The sequence below is a fragment of the Peptacetobacter sp. AB845 genome (assembly GCF_047528295.1).
Taxonomy (GTDB): Bacteria; Bacillota; Clostridia; order Peptostreptococcales; family Peptostreptococcaceae; genus Peptacetobacter.
The window spans coordinates 1,904,624-1,924,282 of sequence record NZ_CP180001.1; the positions used below are offsets into that span (position 1 = coordinate 1,904,624).

The 19,659-nt window shown below is 30.2% G+C and carries 26 protein-coding genes; 4 read left to right on the forward strand and 22 right to left on the reverse strand.

Annotated features, from left to right (window positions below):
• The 9 genes from ACK2WO_RS08975 to ACK2WO_RS09015 all read right to left on the reverse strand — a co-directional run bounded on the left by ACK2WO_RS08975 (position 1) and on the right by ACK2WO_RS09015 (position 3,489).
• The gene (locus ACK2WO_RS08975; RefSeq protein ID WP_414697545.1) at positions 1–870 is read right to left on the reverse strand and encodes a conserved phage C-terminal domain-containing protein; all 870 of its coding nucleotides are present in this window, start codon (positions 868–870) and stop codon (positions 1–3) included.
• Between the two features lie 86 nt (positions 871–956).
• A complete protein-coding gene (locus tag ACK2WO_RS08980) occupies positions 957–1,187 on the reverse strand; it encodes a hypothetical protein (protein ID WP_414697546.1) in 231 nt (76 codons plus the stop codon).
• Positions 1,172–1,393, reverse strand: coding sequence for a hypothetical protein (locus ACK2WO_RS08985; protein ID WP_414697547.1), 222 nt, complete (start codon positions 1,391–1,393; stop codon positions 1,172–1,174). The genes ACK2WO_RS08980 and ACK2WO_RS08985 overlap by 16 nt, the downstream gene beginning before the upstream one ends.
• Complete coding sequence (locus tag ACK2WO_RS08990; protein ID WP_414697548.1) at positions 1,368–1,595, reverse strand: hypothetical protein; 228 nt, start codon at positions 1,593–1,595, stop codon at positions 1,368–1,370. The genes ACK2WO_RS08985 and ACK2WO_RS08990 overlap by 26 nt, the downstream gene beginning before the upstream one ends.
• A 10-nt stretch (positions 1,596–1,605) precedes the next feature.
• Positions 1,606–1,866, reverse strand: a complete 261-nt coding sequence (locus ACK2WO_RS08995) for a hypothetical protein (protein WP_414697549.1) — start codon at positions 1,864–1,866, stop codon at positions 1,606–1,608.
• Entirely contained in the window at positions 1,829–2,035 is a 207-nt protein-coding gene (locus tag ACK2WO_RS09000; RefSeq protein WP_414697550.1) for a hypothetical protein, read from the reverse strand. The genes ACK2WO_RS08995 and ACK2WO_RS09000 overlap by 38 nt, the downstream gene beginning before the upstream one ends.
• A complete protein-coding gene (locus ACK2WO_RS09005; RefSeq protein ID WP_414697551.1) occupies positions 2,028–2,363 on the reverse strand; it encodes a hypothetical protein in 336 nt (111 codons plus the stop codon). The genes ACK2WO_RS09000 and ACK2WO_RS09005 overlap by 8 nt, the downstream gene beginning before the upstream one ends.
• A 3-nt stretch (positions 2,364–2,366) precedes the next feature.
• A complete protein-coding gene (locus ACK2WO_RS09010; RefSeq protein ID WP_414697552.1) occupies positions 2,367–3,206 on the reverse strand; it encodes an ORF6C domain-containing protein in 840 nt (279 codons plus the stop codon).
• Positions 3,207–3,288: 82 nt separating this feature from the next.
• On the reverse strand, positions 3,289–3,489 hold the full coding sequence (locus tag ACK2WO_RS09015) for a hypothetical protein (RefSeq protein WP_414697553.1): 201 nt from the start codon (positions 3,487–3,489) through the stop codon (positions 3,289–3,291).
• A 172-nt stretch (positions 3,490–3,661) separates the two neighbouring features.
• Between ACK2WO_RS09015 and ACK2WO_RS09020 the strand changes: the two genes are divergently transcribed.
• On the forward strand, positions 3,662–4,105 hold the full coding sequence (locus tag ACK2WO_RS09020; protein WP_414697554.1) for a helix-turn-helix domain-containing protein: 444 nt from the start codon (positions 3,662–3,664) through the stop codon (positions 4,103–4,105).
• A gap of 20 nt (positions 4,106–4,125) precedes the next feature.
• On the forward strand, positions 4,126–4,551 hold the full coding sequence (locus ACK2WO_RS09025) for an ImmA/IrrE family metallo-endopeptidase (RefSeq protein WP_414697555.1): 426 nt from the start codon (positions 4,126–4,128) through the stop codon (positions 4,549–4,551).
• Between the two features lie 122 nt (positions 4,552–4,673).
• Here ACK2WO_RS09025 and ACK2WO_RS09030 read toward each other — a convergent pair whose 3' ends face one another.
• Positions 4,674–5,375, reverse strand: coding sequence for a hypothetical protein (locus tag ACK2WO_RS09030; RefSeq protein ID WP_414697556.1), 702 nt, complete (start codon positions 5,373–5,375; stop codon positions 4,674–4,676).
• Between the two features lie 258 nt (positions 5,376–5,633).
• On the opposite strand from ACK2WO_RS09030, the gene ACK2WO_RS09035 reads away from it, so the two are divergent.
• Positions 5,634–6,788 (forward strand): tyrosine-type recombinase/integrase, encoded by a 1,155-nt coding sequence (locus ACK2WO_RS09035; RefSeq protein WP_414697557.1) that lies wholly within the window; start codon positions 5,634–5,636, stop codon positions 6,786–6,788.
• Between the two features lie 501 nt (positions 6,789–7,289).
• Here the strand turns inward: ACK2WO_RS09035 and ACK2WO_RS09040 are convergent.
• Positions 7,290–7,850, reverse strand: a complete 561-nt coding sequence (locus ACK2WO_RS09040; protein ID WP_414697558.1) for a hypothetical protein — start codon at positions 7,848–7,850, stop codon at positions 7,290–7,292.
• Positions 7,851–8,075: 225 nt separating this feature from the next.
• Between ACK2WO_RS09040 and ACK2WO_RS09045 the strand changes: the two genes are divergently transcribed.
• The gene (locus ACK2WO_RS09045; protein ID WP_414697560.1) at positions 8,076–8,528 is read left to right on the forward strand and encodes a DUF6173 family protein; all 453 of its coding nucleotides are present in this window, start codon (positions 8,076–8,078) and stop codon (positions 8,526–8,528) included.
• Positions 8,529–8,651: 123 nt separating this feature from the next.
• Here the strand turns inward: ACK2WO_RS09045 and ACK2WO_RS09050 are convergent, their stop codons facing one another.
• The 11 genes from ACK2WO_RS09050 to ACK2WO_RS09100 all read right to left on the reverse strand — a co-directional run bounded on the left by ACK2WO_RS09050 (position 8,652) and on the right by ACK2WO_RS09100 (position 19,500).
• Positions 8,652–9,386, reverse strand: coding sequence for an Eco47II family restriction endonuclease (locus ACK2WO_RS09050; RefSeq protein WP_414697561.1), 735 nt, complete (start codon positions 9,384–9,386; stop codon positions 8,652–8,654).
• A 392-nt stretch (positions 9,387–9,778) separates the two neighbouring features.
• A complete protein-coding gene (locus ACK2WO_RS09055; RefSeq protein WP_414697562.1) occupies positions 9,779–10,444 on the reverse strand; it encodes a hypothetical protein in 666 nt (221 codons plus the stop codon).
• Positions 10,445–10,646: 202 nt separating this feature from the next.
• The gene (locus ACK2WO_RS09060; RefSeq protein WP_414697563.1) at positions 10,647–11,489 is read right to left on the reverse strand and encodes a 4-hydroxy-3-methylbut-2-enyl diphosphate reductase; all 843 of its coding nucleotides are present in this window, start codon (positions 11,487–11,489) and stop codon (positions 10,647–10,649) included.
• Between the two features lie 19 nt (positions 11,490–11,508).
• Positions 11,509–12,141, reverse strand: a complete 633-nt coding sequence (locus ACK2WO_RS09065; protein ID WP_414697564.1) for a lysophospholipid acyltransferase family protein — start codon at positions 12,139–12,141, stop codon at positions 11,509–11,511.
• Positions 12,142–12,193: 52 nt separating this feature from the next.
• A complete protein-coding gene (gene cmk, locus ACK2WO_RS09070) occupies positions 12,194–12,832 on the reverse strand; it encodes a (d)CMP kinase (RefSeq protein ID WP_414697565.1) in 639 nt (212 codons plus the stop codon).
• 32 nt (positions 12,833–12,864) lie between these two features.
• Positions 12,865–14,124, reverse strand: coding sequence for an NAD(P)/FAD-dependent oxidoreductase (locus ACK2WO_RS09075; protein WP_414697566.1), 1,260 nt, complete (start codon positions 14,122–14,124; stop codon positions 12,865–12,867).
• A gap of 170 nt (positions 14,125–14,294) precedes the next feature.
• Positions 14,295–14,936, reverse strand: a complete 642-nt coding sequence (locus ACK2WO_RS09080) for a histidine phosphatase family protein (RefSeq protein WP_006440318.1) — start codon at positions 14,934–14,936, stop codon at positions 14,295–14,297.
• 509 nt (positions 14,937–15,445) lie between these two features.
• Positions 15,446–16,318 (reverse strand): YitT family protein, encoded by an 873-nt coding sequence (locus tag ACK2WO_RS09085; RefSeq protein ID WP_414697567.1) that lies wholly within the window; start codon positions 16,316–16,318, stop codon positions 15,446–15,448.
• A gap of 324 nt (positions 16,319–16,642) precedes the next feature.
• Positions 16,643–17,806 carry an iron-containing alcohol dehydrogenase gene (locus ACK2WO_RS09090; protein ID WP_178411899.1) on the reverse strand — a complete coding sequence of 388 codons (1,164 nt, stop codon included), beginning with the start codon at positions 17,804–17,806 and terminating at the stop codon, positions 16,643–16,645.
• A 30-nt stretch (positions 17,807–17,836) separates the two neighbouring features.
• A complete protein-coding gene (locus ACK2WO_RS09095) occupies positions 17,837–18,703 on the reverse strand; it encodes a MurR/RpiR family transcriptional regulator (protein ID WP_414697568.1) in 867 nt (288 codons plus the stop codon).
• Between the two features lie 215 nt (positions 18,704–18,918).
• Positions 18,919–19,500 carry a tRNA (mnm(5)s(2)U34)-methyltransferase gene (locus ACK2WO_RS09100; RefSeq protein ID WP_414697569.1) on the reverse strand — a complete coding sequence of 194 codons (582 nt, stop codon included), beginning with the start codon at positions 19,498–19,500 and terminating at the stop codon, positions 18,919–18,921.
• Between the last annotated feature and the right edge of the window lie 159 nt (positions 19,501–19,659).

A 19,659-nucleotide genomic window follows, 5' to 3' on the forward strand; every position in this document is an offset into this window, starting at 1 on the left:
CTACATATCTTGGTAGCCTGTCATTCCGTTAGAAGCTTTTTTCTTATCATCTTTAGAATCTTCTATAATTTTTTCGTTTAAATATCCTTCAAACTTATTACTAAATAAAGTTTCTGGTCTTAAATATCCATCCATCTTAGCGTCGCCCTTCCACTGTGCAACTTTTGTATCTATAACTTTTCTAAAATCTTCTATCGTATATCCTTCGTTAAATCTAGCATCTATAAGTTTTCTAGTCTTAGAAGAATCTGACTTAAAGTTTTTACCAGTCTTTTTATTAAGGTAGTCGACTATATATATATATTTATATATATATCTTTGGTCGGGGGATGTCCCCCTATCTAGACAAGGGGATGTCCCCCTATCTAGACAAGGGGATTTTGTCGTCTCCGCAGAAGGGGATGTCCCCCTATCTAGGTAAGGGGATGTCCCCCTGTCATACTCGTCAAACAAATCTTCTTTTAAGTCATAAAATTTGCTAGTAAATGCTAGATAGGAACGACTTCCATAGATGTTATTCTTAACTGTTTTATTTTTTACAAGTCCTAGATATTTTCTAGACTTAGCTTTTCTTCTACCATTTTCTGTTAAAGTAGCTAATTTTTCCTTATAGCCTTCAGGCTCTTCACCTAAATTACATCTTATTATTCTGCTTATAGATTCTGGAGTTATATCTAATATAGGTAAGTCCTGTAGTAGTTTTTCATAGTAAATCCAATGGTATAGAATCTTGTCTTTTTCATCATAGATAGTTTCAGTTTTACCGCTATTTATAAAGTCTTCTATATGTTTAAGAATTAAAGTTTCGTCCATAGACAGTCCCAATTCTACTAATTTGTCTTGTTTAAAGCCTAGTATTATCTTTCTCATTGCCATTTCTCCTTTCATATGCTAGACTATAGTTGGTTGTAAAAAAGTTATTGTTATTTAGCCTAGCTCTTATTGTTGGAGCTGGGCTATTCTCTTTTTTTGTCTATTTCTTTAAATGCTGTAGTAAGCATTTCTTCCATGCAGTCAAGCATGTCGTCATAATAGAATCTCATTTCAAATACATTGTTTTTAACCTTCTTAGCTCTATGCGTAGGAAGTCTTTCTCTCATCACGTCTTGCATTGCTTCTATTTTTTCTTTTGCATTTTCACAACTAGTGAAGTCTATGATCATTTTGCGACCTACCCTCTTAAACATTTCTTTTTACCTCCTCTTCTTAATTCTTCTACTCTTTCTGCAGTCCAGATAGTGTCGCAGAATATATCGCAGAAGCATCCTATAAAAGTAAATGCTAGGGCAAATAGCACTAAGTCAAACTCTCTAAATAACTGTGCTACTGCTACTCCTATAAGTATTGGATAAGTTAATCTAAGTTTTTTAAAAAATACACATGCTTTTTTCATTTTCTTCTTCCTCCTGGTCATCATCAAATATTGTATAAACAGCTCTGAATGCTGCTTCAATTCCTTCTAAAAATGCATTCTCTAATGCGTCATCTATAGAGTATCCTCCAAGACTTTTCTCTCCAGCTTTTCTTAGCTGCTTAATTAATAAATCCCTATTGTAAGAGATTTCTCTATTTTCAACTCTTACTATGTCGCTCATCGGCGTCCTCCTATTTAAACATATAGCTTATATCTTCGCCTTCATGTTCGATTATAAAATTATTTAACCAACCTTCTCTAACTACCCACTTAGTTACTCGGCTTGCTTTTATATATCCCTTGTCAATAGCTCTGTATAATCCAGCTTTGTTTGTTGGAGATATAGCTAATCTTTTAGCAACTTCATTTACATCTAAAAATCTTTCTTCGATATTAGATTTATATTTTTTTTCTTTAGATTCCTGAGTGGGAACCGCCATCTTGAATCTCATCTAGCTCACCTCCTATCTCTTGCGTAAATTTGAATAAAGAAGAAAATGTATCCATCTCAAACTGTATTTCCTGCATTAATTCAGCTATTCTTTCTATTTTTTTATGTGCTTTTTCTTCATCAAACTCTATCTTTACATTTACCTGTAAATTTTTTATTTCTTTACTCATCTAGCTCACCTGCCTCATCTCTATATAAGACTTCATTCCAATATTCAAGTACTAAAGCTTCAAGTGCTTTTTCTAGCTCAGCTGTTGTATATTTACTTCCAATTATATTTGTAACTATCTGTCTTACATTATTCTTTATTTCCTTCAATACCTTTGAACATTCTGAACATATTACAGATGTTCCGCATAAATCTCCACCTGTAGATATTATTTCACTTATATCCACTAACTGCTCTTTCATACAGTACGGACATTCACAGTACACATTTTCATCGTGTATCTCTATTCTTTCTGGTACTCCATTTATTTCTTCTTTTACGTAGAACATTTTCTATACCTCCATCTCTAACTGTGTATTTATTTCTCTTATTTCTTCTTCCAATCTTGCTGGAAGTCTGTATCTATCTAAGAATTCCATTGCTTCCTGCAAGTCTTTTCTTTTTAATATTTTGTATGATGTTCTTACATCTATCCCAAACTCTCTTTTTAACTGATTATATATATCTGTAAATAGTACTTTTCTGTAATGTCCTTTATTAATTTTGTATGCTGTTGAATCATGACCTCCTAGAAGTCTTGTTCCTACTCTTCTTACTTTCTTTGATAGCTCATCACACATTACTGTTGAAAGTGTTTCATTTTCTACAAAATTATTAAAATCTTTTGCTACAGTATCTATTTTCTTATCTAGCTCCTGAGTCTTAGTATCTAGCAACCATATAGATTGCATTTCCTTCGACATATTCTTAAATGGATTTCTTAGTGCCTGCTCCATCTCATTAAATTTGTTTATGTAAGCCATCTTGAAATTGTTATAGCCTTGTATGTTGAACATATATAACGTGAATCCGTCTTTTGTTAGAAGATACTCTCTGTATTCTTTACCTCTTTCATTTATGTAAGAGGATTTTATTATTTGACTACTCAATTTTGAGGAGTCAGATTTTAATATGTTATCTAAATCTCTCATTACATTATCGTGTCTTTTACCTAACCCTTCAGCTATATCTCTACTACTAACTACGTTTATTTCTTCTCCACCTAAATTTATTTTGTTTATGTTTACATCTATTTCCATTTCTTCCATTGTGACTAATTCAACATCTTCTCTTGCTTCTGCTACCATTGCTATTGGTTCTAAATCTGTTATTGTTACTCTATTTTCTATCATTTCAACACCTCTTTCTTCTTGCATATTATGCAAGTTTTAACTCAAAAAAATATTTTTATTCTTCTTGCATATTATGCAAGTTTTAACTCAAAAAAATATCTATCTTTTCCTCATCTGTTAAATTAAGAACGTTAGATAGTATTCTTATTTCTTCTGCATAGAATCTTGTTTCACCATTCATTTTACTACTAACAGTAGTTATGCTTACATTTAATATCTTAGCAATATCTGCATAGGTGAATTTACATTCTTTAAATTTACCTTTTAATTTATCTAGCTTCAAAAAGGATTCCTCCTTTCTCTTGCGTATTGTGCAAGTTTTCTATACTTGTATAATACACTATAAAAATAATAACGTCAAGAATTTTATGCAAGTTTTTTAATATTTTTTTACAATTTTCTTGTATAGTATGCAAATTTATTGTAATATCAAGGTGTAGAGAGGAGTTGAGATTATGAATTCTAATAAGGAAGTTGGTAAAAAAATATTTGATGCCAGAAAAAGAATGAAACTTTCTAGAAAAGAATTAGGTTTAAAAGTAAACCTTCACGAATCAACTGTAAAAAGATATGAAGATGGAGATATAAAGACATTAGATATTGAAAAAATGAGAGATTTTGCTACAGCACTAGATTTAGATCTTGGATATCTTATTGATTTAGATGAGGATAATCCAACTCTAAATAATAGAGATAAAAAAGACATAGAAAAAGATTTAAAAAAGATAATGGATGATTTTAAATCAGGAGAAGCTGGTCCAGCTTTTTATGATGGAGTTGAGTTGGATGATGACGACTTAGATAAATTAGAAATAGCTATGCGTACAGCTCTTGAAATAGCTAAAGTAAAAAATAAAGAAAAATATACTCCTAAGAAATATAAAAAAGATAAAGAGTAATTGAAAGTAGGTGCGTTTATATGGATGTGAAAAAATGCGTATCTATGATTAAGAAAAAAGCAAAAACTGATGATGTGTTTGAATTGGTCGATTATTTTAACATCCAAACGATAGATATAGATTTAGGATCTTCTACTCTCGGGATGTATAAATATATAAAAAGAAATAAGTTTATTTTCTTAAATACAAGTTTAGATTACCAGCAAAGAAAATTTGTCTTAGCTCATGAGCTTGGCCACGCAATATTGCATAGTAATCTTAATTGCTTTTTTCTGGAGAAAAAGACACTACATTTAAAAAATAAATTTGAAATTGAAGCTAATAAATTTGCAGTTGAGTTATTAGTTAGTGATGTTGCGTTAAAAGATCTGGAAGAATATACTATAGAACAAGCTTCTATAATATTAAATATTCCAGTTGAATTATTAAAATATAAATTTAAATAAGGAGTGATATTTTGAGTAACAAACATTCAAAGGAAGAAGTAAGAAGTGGTGGTGGCTTAAAAACTACTAACCCTAATACTAGTAGAATTAAAAGCACACCACCACCTAGAAATTAATAATGCTTATTTGTTAGCCTCATCAAGATAAGCATTAAGTTTGCTCATATTATAAAATCTTAATAACACGTCGTTATCTAAATTGTAATACTCGAAATCAATTTCGTTGAATACTTTTTTGTCAACAGGTTTCTTTTTTTCTGATTCAAAGTATTCATTTACTTGATTTGTTGCTTCAAGAATAAGTTCTTTATTCTTTGACTTTACATCTGAGAATGCTTTTAAATAACCTCTTGTTATTACAGTATCATTTTTTACAACTTCAATACAACAATCACTAGGATTTATATTTGCACTATCAAATATAAATTCCCAAGCGGTCTTTGTATCTACTTCAGTAATGTTTTTATTTTGAAGCTTGTAAACAAAATTTATAAATTTTAACATAAGTTTCCTGTAACATTTATAAATTATTTCAGTTATAGGAATAGATACTAATACTATAGCTATATATTTAAAAATAAAATTAAAGTCTCCAATTTTTTCAGATAATTCTTTTAGACTTTTTATATTATCTATTTTAAATATATTTAATATTAGTATTGATACAATTACAGATACCATGCTTAATATTAAAGCATTTATTATTTTTTCAATTTCATGCTCATTGTTATTAGCTCTAGAAAACATTCTGTTGTCTAGTTCAATAACCATGAATCCTGGAATTAAAAAAATTATTGTTACAATTACAGCTTCTAAACTACTCATAAACACCTCCACATTAATATGATAATTAAAGTATATTATAGGTTGGTTTATTTATAAAGTATTTAAAAGCAAAAGTTATTGAAATTATTTATTGGCGGTTTATTTTCCGCCTTTTCTTAGACCTTTACAAGAACATACGTTTGCATTACTAACCTTATTGACATTAAGCTTTCAACAAGATTGACAACAAGGTTAATAATACAAATGTTGAAATTTACACATTTTGTATTAATTTTTAATATAAAGGAAGGTGAGAAAATGGGAAGTGTTAGAAAAAAGGGTAATAGTTGGTACTACACAATCGAAATGGCTCCTGTCGATGGGAAGCGTAAAAGAGTTGAAAGAGTAGCAAAAGGGGCTAAAACTAAAAAAGAAGCTATGAAAATAATGCTAGAAGTAGAAAATGAATTAAAATATGGAATCAATACTCTAGATAAAAGTAAAATGTCATACGGAGATTTTTTAAAATATTGGATGGATAATTATGTCAGAAAAAATCTAGCTAAAAATTCTATTGATTCGTATGAGTATCATCTTAAAAGAATTATTCCAGCTCTTGGCTACTACGAACTAAGACAACTTACTCCTATGATTTTACAAGATTTTCTTGATAAATCTTTAGAGTTTCTTAGCGTGAATACAGTCGACGTTTATAAAGCCGTACTTTCAGGATCTCTTAAGTATGCAGTCCATCCATGTGGGTTTATAAAATCTAATCCTGCTGGATATGTAAAAGTAAAAAAAAGAAAGGATGATGTAGACGTGAAAAATAAAAATACAGATTTTATTTCATTAGAAAAATTTGAAAAAATATTAGAAGTTTTTGAAAAAGACTTTACTGTGCAAGTATTCCTAAAAATAGCATATAATACAGGAATGCGTCGTGGAGAATTATTAGGACTACAATGGAGCAATATTGATTTAGATAATAATGTAATACATGTAGTTAATAATGCTATTAAAGTTTCAGCTCCAGAAGGATATTTAAAATTATCTAATCCTAAAAATACAGCTAGCATTAGAGATATATCTATATTAGATTCTGATGTTAAGCTTTTAAAAGAATTGAAAAAAAGACAGTTATTAGATAGATTTGCAGTAGGCAATATATATGATGTGAATGATTTTGTCTTTAAAAAAGAAAATGGAGATTTTTACAACTTTCAAAATATAGCATTCATAGTTAATAAAGTTAAAAAAAATATAGATAGTAAATTTCATCTACATCAGCTAAGACACACTCACGCTACTATGCTAGTTGAGTCAGGTGTATCTATGAAAGCTGTGATGATGCGTCTAGGACACTCTAGTATTGATACTACATTAAATATTTACACAGCAAATACAAAATCTTTACAAGATGAATCTTCTACAAAATTCGAAGGTTATTTAAATAAAATTTCCGCCAAATAAATTTTTGGCGGAAAAATGGCGGAACTTTCTATTTTATAATCAAATTTAATGTCTAATATCCATTGAAATTTCAATATTTATTTGAGTTGATATGGATAGTAACAACTTAATTATATCTTAACTTTCCTTAAATTTTATTTTTAAAAAATTTTTAAAAAATAACTAGTCTGTCACATTAGAGTTAGTTGATACTACAACCCAGTTTCTACATACAACAGGTGAAGAATGCTTTTAACCTTCTTTAATCTTTTTTATTTTTCTACTTTTATATAACTTCAAAATAAAAAAAGCTACCAAGAAATTTCTCAGCAGCTTTTATTTTATTAGAATTTTTTCATTATCATGTTGAATATCATAATTACATTGAATAAAAGTCCAACAGCAATTACGAACATTATAATTTTAAGAAGAACTGATTTTATACCCTCTTTCATGATTTTCCCTCCATAACATTTACTCTACTAAACGTTATCACGTTATTAAGATGAAATCAAGTATTTTTTATTTTTCTTCTAATTCTAGTCTCATTTTTTCCATTTCATAACATTCGTATTTTCTCCAAGCGTATGAATCTGGGTCAATTCCATGTTCTAATCCAAGTCTAACCTGTTCCATCTGGTTAGCAAAAAGCTTTCTTTCTGTGTATGGAGAGATATCTACTCCATTTTCAAGACCTTTTCTAATCTGCTCCATAACAGAAGTGTATATGTTAGATTTTGCATATTTGCTTACATCTACTCCACTTTCAAGTCCCATTCTAATCTGCTCCATCTGGCTCCAGATAAATTTATCTGTTGCATAAACAGAAACATCGTACCCAGCTTCAAGACCTCTTCTGATTTCATACATCTGGTTAGAATCTAATCTATGATCTATATAGAAAGAAATATCTAATCCTTCTTTTAACCCCATTCTTATCTCATACATCTGTTCAAATTTATATTCTGGCTTAGCATAAACATCTACATCGATGCCTTCTTTTAAGCCTAAATCTATCTGATACAGCTGATCTCCATTAAACACATCTAAATGATAGTAGTCTACTATTGTTTTTAATCCCATAAAATGCACCTCATTACACTAAATTGTACTTCAAATTCTTAATTTTTATATTTATAGTATATCATAATCTCAAATGATTTTATAAATCTTTTATTTTTATGATTTAATAAAGTTTTGTTTTTATAATAATTTTCTGAAAATTTCTACAATCTGTTGAAAAAACTTTTTAACAACACTATAATAATAATTACAAATATAAAATAATTTTTGAAAGGTCGTGATTTTATGCGTAAAAATGATTCTAATGTGCTTCCTGATACTATTAGCGATAAAATCAGAAAATCAGTATCATCAAGAAATTACGAGCTTGCAGACTACCAATATCAAAGAATCATGGAAAGCATTTACGATTTTGAACAATATTTAGACAAAGATAAAGAGGTTGCTCTATATCTTACTAATTTCGGTGAAAGCGTCCTTATGCACATAACTGATATTGGATACAGCAATCCTTCACTTATCCACTACTTCGGATACGTAAATGGAAACTATGCTGAACTAATTCAACACGTTTCTCAAATCAATTTCTTAATCACATCAGCTCCAAAATTGGACGATGAAAAACCAGCAAGAAGAATTGGATTTAAGAACAATGTAGCAGAAGAATTTGTAGAACCTTCAAAAGAAGATTTAGAAGACTACGAAGCGCTGATGAAAGAAAGCAGAACAAACTTCTAAAATAAATTAATACTCTTAGAAAACTTAACACGATTAAAAGAAGGCTGTTGCAACTGCAACAGCCTTCTTTATGCTAAAAACTTCATAAAAATTTATATTTTGTTCATTAATTTTGTTTATACTTTATCTACTAGAAAAACCTGAATATGTTTTAAAACCTAACATATATATAGACATCAATATTCCAGCTTCTTTTGATGTAATTTCCTTATTTTTTATCATATCTGTTAATTCCTCCATGACTGTATCATGTGGTATGATACTTTCATCAAATTCCTTAACTACATCTTCAATCACTTTAGGTAATACCATACACATATCATAAAACGCATTTTCTCTGCCAGTAACCAAAGAGTAAAATTGATCTATGCTTACACGTCTTATTAACTTATGACCGACCTTTTTCTTATCTACTGTTACATCCCATTTTATATTTTGTGATTTCTGAGCTATAACTTCTACTAAAAAACATGCACAATCATCATCATTTAATAACTGATTTTGCATTTTTATAAAAGTTTTTCCTGAAGATGCAGAATTCATAGTATTGTGCTTATTCTTCATCTCAACATAAACTCTATGTACTACGCTTCCATCAGGTAAGTTTATTCCAGCTGGATCTTCATATATAATATCCCATCCATTTTCTTCTCCATTTTCTGGAACTCTACATTTATTTATATACTTAAATATTCTTTGGTGGAAATACCCGATATCATTATTATTGGATTTATCTCTTTGCCTAAATATTTCATTACTTATAATCTCATCCCAACTAGAGTTATATACCATTTTATCAAAAATCATTTTTATTGGATCTATTAATAATTTCCATAATCTATCATAACTTACTGCCATCAGTATTCCTTCCTTATAAATGACACAAAAATGGTTTATTAAATAATACTATATAATAACATTTTTTTCAACTTTTCTCACGAAATCATTAGATTATCTTTATATCATTTCAACTTATTTCTTTATTGTAATATTATATTATTCTACTTATATTATTTGCCTTTATCTTAAACTTATTCATTTTAATTGTAATAAATAATAAAAAAGCGTAATATAAATTTTTTAGGAAATAACCTTTTGGGTATGGTATAATAACAAACTTACCTCAGCAACTCAGTTTGAAGCTAAGTAAAAAATAGGACAAGATTTATAACTGCCATCCAGCGACAATGCAACTTGATTGCCTGGAGCGGATGGTAGTTATAATCTTGTCCTTTTATTTTACCTAGCTTTTAGTTTTCATTTACTCTTTTCATAGCATTGTATCCCATAAATACTACCCATACATATGCTAATGTCTTAGGCATCATTAATGCTCCAACTATTGGAATAGTTTTAGCAAATAATACAACTGGAATATAGAATCCAAAGCTTAGTGTAACTGCAAGCCACATATTTTTAAAGCTTATATCGTTGAATTCTCTTGCTTTCTTAAAGAATATAACTATTATTACTAATCCCATTATTGCAAATGGTATGTTTCTGTATATTCCCCAAATTTCTGGTGCATTTGGAGATAACCAATCATTCTGCGGGAATAGACAAAGTATTATTCTTATCGCTGCTAATGCATAAACTGCGAATTTAAGATTTTTATCGTCTTTTACTTCATATCTCATTTCCCATATATGGAATAATATTACATAGAAAATAGTCATTGTGATTGATGCAACTGCTTCACCAAATCCTAAAGCAGCAGGATTATTGTTTATACCTACTGTCCACATAGAATATACTCTTGGAACTAGGTGGAATGCATCTCCACATCCAAGAACTATAGCCATTATACCAAATAATCTATACTGGCTACCTTTTTCTGTTGCTTTGATCATCTTTATACCTACTGTAATAACTGTTACTAAGTAGCAGATGTCAAAAATACTTTCAAATATTTTCATATTTATCACCTCTGTATTTTTTATATGTTATATTTTAACATATATTATTTTATTATCAAACATTTTTTATAAATAATATTTTATACTAAAAATATTTATCCAAAGAAAATGTTTTTTTACAATAAATATACACAATAAAAAAGAATAAAAAAATATCCCCTTATACTCTTTCCCAAGAATATAAGAGGATACTAAAAAACTTTTATAAACTTTTTAAAAATTCTATTATATCATCTATTATCCAGTCAGGAGTAGATGCTCCAGCTGTTATTCCGACATTTTCGTATTTTTTTATCTCTTCCACATCTAAATCATCTCTAGTTTCAATTGCAAAAGTAGGACATACCTCTTTACATATTCCAACTAATTTCTGAGTGTTAGAGCTGTGTTTTCCACCGATTACAATCATGCAGTCCATTTCTGATGCAAGCTCTCTAGCAGCTTCCTGTCTAGCTTTAGTAGAAGAACATATAGTATTATTAAACTCTATATCATCAGCTTTAGTTTTTAATATCTCTACTATTTTTCTATAAACTTCAAGATTCATAGTTGTCTGAGCAACTGCACAGTAGCTTTTATCATTATTTAACTCTAGTACTTCTGCCTCTTCAATTGTTTTTATAGTTATAGCTGTATTTTTGCACCAACCATTTATCCCAATTACCTCAGGATGATTTTTATCACCTATTAATATTATTTTCTTTCCAGTGTCGTAATTTTCTTTAACTATGTCATGTATTTTTTTAACAAATGGGCATGTTGTATCAACAACATCTAATCCCTTTTCCTCTGTTCTATCGTATATAGACTTAGATACCCCATGAGATCTTATTATCATTTTAACATCACTTGGTATTTCTTCTATATCGTCTACTGTTATTAGTCCTCTTTCCTCGTATTTTTCAACCGCCTGTTTATTATGTATAAGTGGACCTAATGCGTATGTCTGTTTATCATGTTCGTCGCATAATTCTCTCCATGCAAGTCCCATAGCTCTTTTAACACCAAAACAAAATCCTGCTTTTTCTGATATCTTTATATTCATAATTTCCTCCAATCGATGCTTAGGCGTTGTATTCTATTCCTTCAACATCTACTATTCCATCTGCTTGTTCACAGTAATTTTTAATAATTACCTGCATAACTTCTTCTGATATTCTTTCGTGGTCTTCATTTGTCAATTTGGCTTTAAAATACTGGCTCATATCTATCGGTTCACCTATATATATCTTAACTCTACTAAATAATTTATAAGTAGAAATTACAGATATAGGCACTACATTTGCCTTTCCTTTAGATGCAAAAAGTGATAAACCAGCCTTTGCCTGTCCAAATTCTTTTCCTTTTACCCTAGTTCCTTCTGGGAATAATCCTAAAACATAACCATCTTTTATAGCTCTTAAAATCTGTTTAACTGTTGAAATTCCAGTATTTTCTCTATCTATTGGTATAGTATTTAATTTCTTTAAAATAAAACCTAGTATTTTATGGTCAAATAATTCCTTCTTAGCAACCGCTGCAACCTCTCTTGTAGTCATTGAAGATGCGACAAATATCGGGTCTAGGTTTGATTTGTGGTTCGCAGCTATTATAACATTTCCTTCAAGAGGCACATTTTCTATACCGATTACCTCGTATTTGAAGAAAACCTTACAAAATAGACGAAGCACACTCAATGCAAAATCGTAAAACTTCATTATTTAATTTCTCCATTCTTATTTTTATTTAACTTTATAGTAGTCATGGTAACTATTTTATCTTAGACACTACAGCCTCTACAACCTCGTCAATTCCAAGTCCAGTAGTGTCTATCTCTATAGCATCATCTGCTTTTTTTAGAGGAGCAAATTCTCTATTAGAGTCTATCTCATCTCTTTTTTCTATGTCTTTTATAATTTCTTCTAAAGTTCCTTCAAATCCCTTTTCACAAAGTTCTTTGTATCTTCTTCTTCCTCTTTCTTCAGGAGTTGCAACTAAGAAGAATTTGTAGTCTGCATTTGGGAATACATAAGAACCGATGTCTCTACCGTCAAGTATTACATCATTTCTTGTTCCTATTTCTCTCTGAACATCTACCATTAAATATCTAACTTCTTTTATCTTAGCGACATCAGAAACATTTGCACTTACTTCTCTAGTTCTTATCTCTTCATTTACAACTTTTGAATCAAGATATATATTGTTATCTCTAAAGTCTATATCAGTTCTTTTAGCTATTTCTATCACAGCTTCCTCATTTTTAACATCAACACATTCAGATAAGCATTTGTATGTTACTGCTCTATACATTGCTCCTGTGTCTATGTAGTTTATGTTTAATTTTTTAGCTATTAATTTTGAAATAGTACTTTTTCCAGCTCCTGCTGGCCCATCTACTGCTATTATCATAATTACCAACCCTTCCAATTAATTTTTATTTTTTATAATTCATCTTTTCCTGCTGCAAATCCTGTTGAGAATGCAATCTGTAGATTATACCCTCCAGTTTCTGCATCTATATCTAAAATCTCCCCTGCAACATGAAGATTTTTTATCTTTTTAGACTCCATAGTAGTTGAGTTAATATCCTTGACAGATACTCCACCTGAAGTTACTATCGCTGGCTCAATTCCAAGTGTTGAAGTGCAAGTCAACTTCATTTCTTTTATTAAAGATACTAATTTGTTTTCTAGTTTTTTAGGAAGTTCATTGACCTTCATTTCTTCAACTCCTGCCTGTTCTCCAATAGCTTTTAAGAAATTCTGTGGAAGTATTCCCTTTAAATTTGTTATTACATTTCTATTTGGGAACTCTCTTATCGCTGCAACGATATCTTCTCTTGTGCTATTAGGTAGGCAGTCTAGAGTGATTTCTATATTTCCGTCTTCTAATGCCTTATTTATATAAGAAGATAAAATTAAAACCGCTGGCCCACTTATTCCAAAGTGAGTGAATATCATATCTCCATTCTGTTTTATCTTTTTCTTCTTGATTTTGCAAGATAATTCCACGTCTTTTAGCGAAATTCCCTGCATATTCATTATCCAAGACTCTTCTATCTTAAGTGGTACAAGTGCAGGAAGTGGCTCAACTATTTTATGACCATATTTTTTTAGGATTTTGTACATATTTCCGTCTGATCCTGTATTTGAAAAACTTCTTCCTCCTGCTGTAACTATTACCTTGTCGCACTCAATCTTATCTCCATTATCTAAGATAACACCCTTAATCTCGCCAATCTTGTCCTTTTTTGATAAAATCTGTTCCTCTGGGAACATATTAACATCTAAATCGGTAACTCTTTTATTGTAGTATATTTTAACATTTCTCTTTAAAAGCTCTTTATTTAAGGATTCTATTAAATCCTCTGCCTTGTCGTTTTCTGTATATACCTTAAAATCATTATCTTTTTCTATTTTATATTTTAGTCCAATTCTATCAAAGAACCCTAGTAGATCCTTATTTGAAAATGCATCAAAACTGCTGTATAAAAATCTCTTATTTGTAACTACCTTATCAAAGAAATCATCTATCTCTCTGGCATTAGTTAAATTGCATCTTCCTCCACCAGTTAGTTTGATTTTTCTTCCTAATTCGCCGTTTCTCTCAAGAAGTATTACCTCGTTATCCGCATTTTGACTAGCAGACACAGCCGCCATCATACCAGCTGCTCCACCACCGATTATAACAACCTTTGCCATATTTATCTCCTTTATCCAACAATCCTCTCTTATAATAAAAAATCCTATACTTAATTAAATAATTTAAATTATTTTTACTTAATTATATAAATAGTTTTTTATTTAATTATATAACTAATCTTTTATTTAATTTTATAACTAATCTTTTATTTAATTTTATAACTAATCTTCTACTCAAGAGCTGAGTTGTTAAGCTTGTAATCCCCTTTTATATGAGATGTGTCATTCATCTTAGTAACAACCGGACCGTAATGTCTCCACTCTACTATATTTAGAGCTGTGTTGTCCTGTTTAATTCTGTATATATTTTTCATTGGTGAATCTAACATTAATAATAGAAGCACCCTAACTGTAACCGAATGACTAACTAGTAAAATATTCTTGTTATCATATTTTTCATTTAGTTCGTCTATGAATTTTTCTAATCTTTCCTTTATCACATCTAAAGTTTCCCCACCAGGAATCTTTGCAAGATGTGGCTCGTTTCTCCAAGTTTTGTATATTTCTGGGTATTTTTCAGTTATTTCAGGAATCAATCTTCCTTCCCATTCTCCAAATCCCATTTCTCTTAAAGCTTCTGTTGGCTGCACTTCTATCCCAAATCTCTTTCCAACTGCTTCTGCTGTCTGCATTGCTCTACCTAAATCGCTTGAGAATATCATATCTAGTGGATATTTATCCATTCCTTCTGCAAGCTCATTTGCCTGAGCAAGCCCTTTTTCTGTTAGAGGTGAGTTTCCATGCCCCTGAGTTTTTCCTAATATATTCCATTCTGTCTGTCCATGTCTAGCTATATAATAAGTATTTCCCATAATTTCCTCCATTTAAAAATTTTCACTTTTTATATTTGAAATAATGTCATATTTCTGTGTCATTTGACTTTAAAAATTAATCTCTCTCAACATTATATTATATACCAAAATAATAGATTATTACAAATCTTTATAAACTGAGTAAAAAAATAGTTGTCGAATAAACGGCAACTATTTCTTTTAGGATATATGATTTGGAGCTTTACTTAATACTCAACATCAAGCAAAGTTCATCACTTTACAAATTTTACATCAATAGGGCATATAATGTGTTGAATGTGCAATCTTGCTCCTAAACATCCTAAATTTAAACCAGTAACAGCTAAAAATAAGATTAATATTTTTATTACATAGAGGCTTTTGCAAATTTTACTTTATTTGCTTGGAAATTAAATATATCTCCATACTCGACAATGCAGCTCGACTGCCTGGAGAGAAGGGGATATATTTTTTCCAAGCACCAAAAAAGGAGACTTCCTCAAAAGCCTCCTCTAACAAAAATATTAATCTTATTCTGCTGTTACCGGTTTAAATCCGTTACCTAGTGCCTCATGTATATCAGTTATGATTATAAACGCCTTAGGATCGACTTCTCTTACAAGTCTCTTCATAGCAACAACCTCTTTTTTCTCAACTACAACCAAAATAACATTCTTATCAGCACCAGTGTACGCACCTTCACCTTTAAGGAAAGTCGCACCTCTGTCTAATTCCTCCATTATCTTGTCTGTAATTTCCTTTGAATGATCAGAAATAATCATAAATGACTTAGAATAGTTAAATCCTTCTATCATAAGGTCGCTGACCTTTATAATTATGTATAAAGAAACAGAAGAATATAGTGCTATTTCTATCTGACCTGTTGCAAACCCTGACATAACGATTACTGCACAGTCTATAATTCCTAAAAGAATTGGTATACTTAATGTTGGGAACACCTTATTAATTAATAAAGCCATTAAGTCTGTACCACCTGTAGAACCACTTATTCTAAGGATTAACCCCTGTCCAATACCCATAAGTATTGAACCCAGGATTATAATTAGGTAAATGTCCTCTGTTATAAATATTGAAGACATACTCTCAGTTACCTTTAATGCAACTGTTAATAATATTATTCCTAGCACTGTTTTAATACAGTCTCTCTTGCTCAAAATCTTGTACGCTGCGATAAATAGCGGTACATTTAGAACAAGGTTGACAATCCATAGTGGAATTCCAAAAAGCATATTAAGAACAACTGCAAGCCCAGTTATCCCACCAGATGCAATTCCATAAGGATTGAAGAATAAATTTAGCGAAATCGCCATCATAATACATCCTATAACAAGGATAAAAATATCGCTAAACCCTAGCCTTAAACTTTCTTTTTCTTTTTCCAAAATGATCCACTTCCTTTCATATTTAATTATATATGAAATTTTTCCGTTTTCATAGTTAGGAAAAATATTTGTTTAACAATATATTAATATTAACTATATTTACCTTATTAATAATATAAAAAACGCTAATATTTAAAACAAATTACCAAAATATATATCTTCTTATATACAATGAGTTTACTAGCGGTAAAAAAATAGTACCCTGACAATCATAAGCGCCAATCTGCAGACGATTTTCTCTTTAGCCTCGAACAGAGTTCGAGCTATACAGAAAAATCGTCGAAGCCTGAAGCCATGATGTCAGGGTACTATTTATGCTCTATCTTATAAACTTTCTTTGTATATTTCTAATACATCTTCTTTACTTAGAGATACATATCCATACTTAGCACCTCTCTTAGATGCAAACTCAGCCATAACCTCTAAGTTTTCTTCACCTATACCAACTTCTCTTAAATTCATTGGTATTCCTATACTTGCGAAGAATTCATAAGTCTTTTCAATAGCCATATTCGCTATCTCAAATTTATCTACTGAAGAATCAATTCCCCATACATTAACACCATAATCAACAAATTTACCTACTGTTTCGTCGCTTAATATGTGTTTCATCCATCTTGGAGTAAGAATTGCAAGTCCAACACCATGAGTTATATCATAGTATGCACTTAATTCGTGTTCCATTGGATGAACTGACCAACCTACATCTGTTCCGTAAGAAATCATACCATTTATTGCATGAGAGCTTGCCCACATTAAGTTCGCTCTTGCATCGTAATTTTTTGGTTCTTTAACAGCTATTGGTCCAAATTCTATACAAGTTTTTAGCAGTGATTCTGCAAATCTATCCTGTAAATAAGCACCTTCAACATCGTGGAAGTATGTTTCTATTATATGACTCATTATATCCGCAGTTCCAGCAGCTGTCTGGTTTGTAGGCACTGTATATGTGTATTCAGGGTCAAGTATTGATACTCTAGGTTTTAATATTTCTCCACCCATACCTAATTTATCATTTGTTTCCATATTAGATATAACAGCAAATCCGTCCATTTCTGAACCAGTTGCTGAAAGAGTAAGTACTGATATTATTGGAAGTGCTTCTTTTATAAGTGAGCTTTTTAGCACTAAATCCCAAGGATCTCCGTCGTAAAATGCTCCAGCTGCTATTAATTTACTACAATCTATAACACTTCCTCCACCAACTGCAAGAATTACATCTATTTTATATTCCTTACATAGTTTAACACCATCTCTAGCAGAGTCTATTCTTGGGTTTGGAGCAATTCCAGAAAGCTCAAATACATTTACATCAGAATCATTTAACTGTTCCATAACCTGGTCATAGATTCCATTTCTTTTTATACTATTTCCTCCATATACAAGAAGAACATTATGTCCAAAGTTTTTAACTTCACCTCTTAGCTTAGCTATCTGTCCTTTACCAAAATGCACTCTTGTTGGAATATTATAATCAAAATTTTTCATAGAGCTACCTCCAAAATTTATATAAATTTCTTATTCAAACATTCCGTATTTATCCCACATCTGCTCTAAATCGTCGAAATGCTCTTTTATATCTTCTTTTTCTTTCATACCTACTGATACTGCAAGTGCATTTGCCACACTCATTGCAGGAACTAAAGAGTCTACAAATGAAGCCATGTTACTCTTAACTATTAAAGTATTATCAGATACTGAAGCTATCGGTGCAAATAAACTGTCAGTTATAGATATTACATGTGCTCCTTTTTCTTTAGCATATTTTACTAGCTGGAATGATTTTTTAGAATATCTTGGGAAACTAAATGCTATAACAACATCGCCTTCCCCTATTCTTACTATCTGTTCAAATGCATCCCCCATGTCCATTCTTACAGTATGAACATTGTCTAATATTATTCCTAAATAGAATCCTAGATATTGAGCAACAACAAATGATGTTCTCATTCCAAGTATGTATATTTTTCTAGCCTTTAAAAGTCTAGCAGTCGCTTCCTGGAATGCTTCTCCATCTATTTCTTCAAGAGTTTCTCTTATATTATCCATATCGCCTTTAAGAATTTTGTTAAGTATTGTATTTTCATCAGAGTAGTCGTTTGCCATTTCAACCCTCTGAACTGTAGTCAATTTATTTTTTATTAATTCCTGTAAAGCTGCCTGTAACTTTGGATAACCAGAATATCCTAGTGCATTTGCAAACCTTACAACTGTTGATTCACTAACTCCGACAGTTTCCCCCAATTTGCAGGCAGTCATAAATGCAACCTTGTCGTAATTATTCAGTATATACTGTGCTATTAATTTCTGACCTTTACTTAATCTCGTATACTGTGTCTGTATATCGGATATAAGTTTTTTACTGTCCTTTAATGTTTCATCCATTTTTTTATTTCTCCTTTTACCCTATATCTTTATTTTTTAAGAATGCAACTCAATATACATATATTCAAATTTTCTGTATATTGAAACTAAACATATATAAAGATTCATTTCTCTACATCATTATAACACTTTATTGCATTATTTTTAAGTAATAAATGCAATTTTTTCTTCATATTTTGACTTTACGTGTTTTAAAGTTTCAAGAAATTTTATCCTTATACTTGTTTTTTTCTTTCTATTAATATTATTGACGGTGGATTGTTCTTTTGATTTACAAATTTAGATTCAAAAACATTATAATCCTTTTGTTCTAGATTTGATGCATAATCAAATACTGCGTTTCTTTCTTCCATTCCTCCCTCATGTCCTGTGTAGATTGAAACACATACCACACCATTTTCCTCAAGTAATGATACAGACTGTTTTATAGCCTCAATAGTTGTATCTGGTTTAGTTATTATTCTGTGCTCACATCTTGGTAAATACCCTAAATTAAACACTGCACACTTAATTTTTTCTTTTATATAATTATTTATATTTTCATGTCCATCTAAAATCAACTCTACTCTATCCTCAAATTCTAGTTTCTTTACCTTTTTTTCAGTAGATTTTATCGCTTCTTCTTGGACATCAAATGCATAAACCTTCCCTGATTTACCAACCTTTTCTGCTAAAAATACAGTATCGTATCCGTTTCCCATAGTTGCATCTATACAAATATCGCCTTCTTTTACAACTTCTTGTATATATATTTTTGCGATATTATTTACATTATCAAAATTGTTTCTTTTTTTCATTTTTCCATCTCTTTTCATAAAATACTACAATAACAAAGGTTGTTATCTGTAATTACTTCATTTTTATTTTTTCCACATTATATTATAACCAAATTAAATACTTAATACAATTGTTAAATATACTTTATTTAAAATTTAAACTTGAAAAACCTTTTCTTA

What these genes read in the sequence shown, in the direction of transcription:
- ACK2WO_RS08975 (WP_414697545.1), bottom strand. Translation starts at nt 870, where the DNA reads ATGAGAAAGATAATACTAGGCTTTAAACAAGACAAATTAGTAGAATTG.
- ACK2WO_RS08980 (WP_414697546.1), bottom strand. Translation starts at nt 1,187, where the DNA reads ATGTTTAAGAGGGTAGGTCGCAAAATGATCATAGACTTCACTAGTTGT.
- ACK2WO_RS08985 (WP_414697547.1), bottom strand. Translation starts at nt 1,393, where the DNA reads ATGAAAAAAGCATGTGTATTTTTTAAAAAACTTAGATTAACTTATCCA.
- ACK2WO_RS08990 (WP_414697548.1), bottom strand. Translation starts at nt 1,595, where the DNA reads ATGAGCGACATAGTAAGAGTTGAAAATAGAGAAATCTCTTACAATAGG.
- ACK2WO_RS08995 (WP_414697549.1), bottom strand. Translation starts at nt 1,866, where the DNA reads ATGAGATTCAAGATGGCGGTTCCCACTCAGGAATCTAAAGAAAAAAAA.
- ACK2WO_RS09000 (WP_414697550.1), bottom strand. Translation starts at nt 2,035, where the DNA reads ATGAGTAAAGAAATAAAAAATTTACAGGTAAATGTAAAGATAGAGTTT.
- ACK2WO_RS09005 (WP_414697551.1), bottom strand. Translation starts at nt 2,363, where the DNA reads ATGTTCTACGTAAAAGAAGAAATAAATGGAGTACCAGAAAGAATAGAG.
- ACK2WO_RS09010 (WP_414697552.1), bottom strand. Translation starts at nt 3,206, where the DNA reads ATGATAGAAAATAGAGTAACAATAACAGATTTAGAACCAATAGCAATG.
- ACK2WO_RS09020 (WP_414697554.1), top strand. Translation starts at nt 3,662, where the DNA reads ATGAATTCTAATAAGGAAGTTGGTAAAAAAATATTTGATGCCAGAAAA.
- ACK2WO_RS09025 (WP_414697555.1), top strand. Translation starts at nt 4,126, where the DNA reads ATGGATGTGAAAAAATGCGTATCTATGATTAAGAAAAAAGCAAAAACT.
- ACK2WO_RS09030 (WP_414697556.1), bottom strand. Translation starts at nt 5,375, where the DNA reads ATGAGTAGTTTAGAAGCTGTAATTGTAACAATAATTTTTTTAATTCCA.
- ACK2WO_RS09035 (WP_414697557.1), top strand. Translation starts at nt 5,634, where the DNA reads ATGGGAAGTGTTAGAAAAAAGGGTAATAGTTGGTACTACACAATCGAA.
- ACK2WO_RS09040 (WP_414697558.1), bottom strand. Translation starts at nt 7,850, where the DNA reads ATGGGATTAAAAACAATAGTAGACTACTATCATTTAGATGTGTTTAAT.
- ACK2WO_RS09045 (WP_414697560.1), top strand. Translation starts at nt 8,076, where the DNA reads ATGCGTAAAAATGATTCTAATGTGCTTCCTGATACTATTAGCGATAAA.
- ACK2WO_RS09050 (WP_414697561.1), bottom strand. Translation starts at nt 9,386, where the DNA reads ATGGCAGTAAGTTATGATAGATTATGGAAATTATTAATAGATCCAATA.
- ACK2WO_RS09055 (WP_414697562.1), bottom strand. Translation starts at nt 10,444, where the DNA reads ATGAAAATATTTGAAAGTATTTTTGACATCTGCTACTTAGTAACAGTT.
- ACK2WO_RS09060 (WP_414697563.1), bottom strand. Translation starts at nt 11,489, where the DNA reads ATGAATATAAAGATATCAGAAAAAGCAGGATTTTGTTTTGGTGTTAAA.
- ACK2WO_RS09065 (WP_414697564.1), bottom strand. Translation starts at nt 12,141, where the DNA reads ATGAAGTTTTACGATTTTGCATTGAGTGTGCTTCGTCTATTTTGTAAG.
- cmk (WP_414697565.1), bottom strand. Translation starts at nt 12,832, where the DNA reads ATGATAATAGCAGTAGATGGGCCAGCAGGAGCTGGAAAAAGTACTATT.
- ACK2WO_RS09075 (WP_414697566.1), bottom strand. Translation starts at nt 14,124, where the DNA reads ATGGCAAAGGTTGTTATAATCGGTGGTGGAGCAGCTGGTATGATGGCG.
- ACK2WO_RS09080 (WP_006440318.1), bottom strand. Translation starts at nt 14,936, where the DNA reads ATGGGAAATACTTATTATATAGCTAGACATGGACAGACAGAATGGAAT.
- ACK2WO_RS09090 (WP_178411899.1), bottom strand. Translation starts at nt 17,806, where the DNA reads ATGAAAAATTTTGATTATAATATTCCAACAAGAGTGCATTTTGGTAAA.
- ACK2WO_RS09095 (WP_414697568.1), bottom strand. Translation starts at nt 18,703, where the DNA reads ATGGATGAAACATTAAAGGACAGTAAAAAACTTATATCCGATATACAG.
- ACK2WO_RS09100 (WP_414697569.1), bottom strand. Translation starts at nt 19,500, where the DNA reads ATGAAAAAAAGAAACAATTTTGATAATGTAAATAATATCGCAAAAATA.